The sequence below is a fragment of the Acidisphaera rubrifaciens HS-AP3 genome (assembly GCF_000964365.1).
Taxonomy (GTDB): domain Bacteria; phylum Pseudomonadota; class Alphaproteobacteria; order Acetobacterales; family Acetobacteraceae; genus Acidisphaera; species Acidisphaera rubrifaciens.
Genome location: NZ_BANB01000357.1, coordinates 1 through 1795 on the forward strand (window position 1 = coordinate 1; position 1795 = coordinate 1795).

Below are 1795 nucleotides of genomic sequence, written 5' to 3' on the forward strand. Positions count from 1 at the left end.
GGCCTCGCCGGGCCGGACGCCGCCCGTGCCGCGCGCGACGCGGCGCAGGAGGAGTCGCTGCGCGCGGCCGAACTGCAGGCGGGGCTGATCGTGCGGGTGCTTCACGCCCACGGGCTGATGCCGGACGTGCCGCCCGACCGTCTGCCGCGACTCGACCTGCGCGCCACCCCCGCCGCGCTGCGCGCCGCCGCGGGCGCGCTGCGGATGGCGCCGGAGCGGCTGTTCGCCACGACTGAAATGGCAAGCCGCGTGCTGCTGCCAATCGGCCTCGCCGCGGGCGGGGCCACGGCCGGATCGGAAGACGGCAGCCTCGCCGGCCCTTTGCGCCGGCTGCTCGGCCAATTGGCGACCTTCGGCCGGCACCTGCGCGAGCGGAAGGAGACGGCGCCGCCGGAGACCCGCGGCTACTACGACCGTGCCGAGACCGCCGCGGCGGAGGCGATCACCCTCGGTGGCCGCGCGCTCGGCGCGATCGATGCCGCCCTCGCGCAGCCCGGTCGCCTGCTGGCACGCTGGGACGGGGAGCAGGCCCGAATGGCGGCGGAAATCGATCGCCTGTACTGGGTGCTGGACGGGTGGGAGCCGACCATCGACCACTACACCCATCGGCTCGCGGACCTGCTGCTGGTCTCGCAGGAACAGACGCTCGCCGTGCTGGCTGCGGTGGCGCCACCGCCCGGACGGCGGTCGGGTGGCTGACGGGCTCGGGCCGTGAGCCCGGAGACGATGCCGCTATTCCGGTGACAGGGTGACCATCGCCACCCCCTGACGCACCATGCCGAGCGCCTGCGCGGCGCCGAGCGACAGATCGATGACGCGACGGGCCGCACGCAGGCGATCCGTGATGATCACCACCACCTCCTGCCCGGTCTCGGCGACGCGCACGCGGACGCGGGTCCCGAAGGGCAGCCAGTGGTGAGCGGCCGTCAAGGCGTGCATGTCGAACACCGCCCCGCTTGCCGTCCGCCTTCCGTCCCAGTGGGGACCGTAAAAGGAGGCCTTCCCCATTTCATGAAAATTGCTGGGCGCCGGGTCGCCGGTCCCGGCCGGTGCCGAAGCGGTCTGCCCCACGTCGTCGGGCAGGGAGGCGACGATGGGCGGCGTGTCGTCGCTCGGTACCGGCTGTGGCGCCCGGTGCCCGGCGGCGTGGGCTTTCGACGGCACCAGCGCCAGCGCGCACCAGCCAAGCAGAACGGCGGACAAAGCGGGACGCAGCGTCATGTTACCTCACGTTCAGCAGCGGCGTTGCGGCACCGGCACGCAGGCCGGTGTCGTAGTGGCCGCCCAGGATTACGTTCTGTCACAACAACGAACGGTGAATATCCGCGAAGATCTCCGCGGCTGGCGGGGCGTCGGCGGCAAAGCTACCCACAGGATGCCGCCGGGGCAAACAGAAAACCCAAGGTCGGGGTCAGCATCGGCCGAGCAGCGGGCCGGGCACCCGGCCTGAAACGAATCGCCAATAGATCGGACGGGCCCGCGCGCCCATAGGTTGGACAGTATGGACTACACTTCGACCGCACCTGCCCGCAGCCGCGCACGCGGCGACTTGCCGGGCTGGCTGCCTTTGCTGCTCGGCTTTCTAACGGCGGTAGGACCGGTCTCTACCGACATGTATTTGCCGGGTTTCCCCGCGATCGAGGCCTCGCTCCACGGTGCGCCAGGCTCGGCCCAGATCACGCTCGCGACGTGGTTCGCCGGGCTCGCGGTCGGACAGATCACCCTCGGCAGCCTGTCCGACCGGTTCGGCCGTCGCCTGCCGCTCCTGGCCGGCACGCTGGTCTATGCCGTCGCC

General features: G+C 71.9%; 3 protein-coding genes. 2 read left to right on the top strand and 1 reads right to left on the bottom strand.

The features are described 5' to 3' along the window. The coding region (locus B8460_RS21865; protein WP_048861650.1) for a hypothetical protein at window positions 1-699 on the top strand (699 nt) is incomplete at its 5' end. A gap of 33 nt (window positions 700-732) precedes the next feature. Here the strand turns inward: B8460_RS21865 and B8460_RS11020 are convergent. Then, a complete protein-coding gene (locus B8460_RS11020; protein WP_052945218.1) occupies window positions 733-1221 on the bottom strand; it encodes a septal ring lytic transglycosylase RlpA family protein in 489 nt (162 codons plus the stop codon). A gap of 280 nt (window positions 1222-1501) precedes the next feature. On the opposite strand from B8460_RS11020, the gene B8460_RS11025 reads away from it, so the two are divergent. Then, window positions 1502-1795: MFS transporter (locus B8460_RS11025; protein WP_148360536.1), on the top strand; the 294-nt coding region annotated here is incomplete at its 3' end.

What these genes read in the sequence shown, in the direction of transcription:
- B8460_RS11020 (WP_052945218.1), bottom strand. Translation starts at nt 1,221, where the DNA reads ATGACGCTGCGTCCCGCTTTGTCCGCCGTTCTGCTTGGCTGGTGCGCG.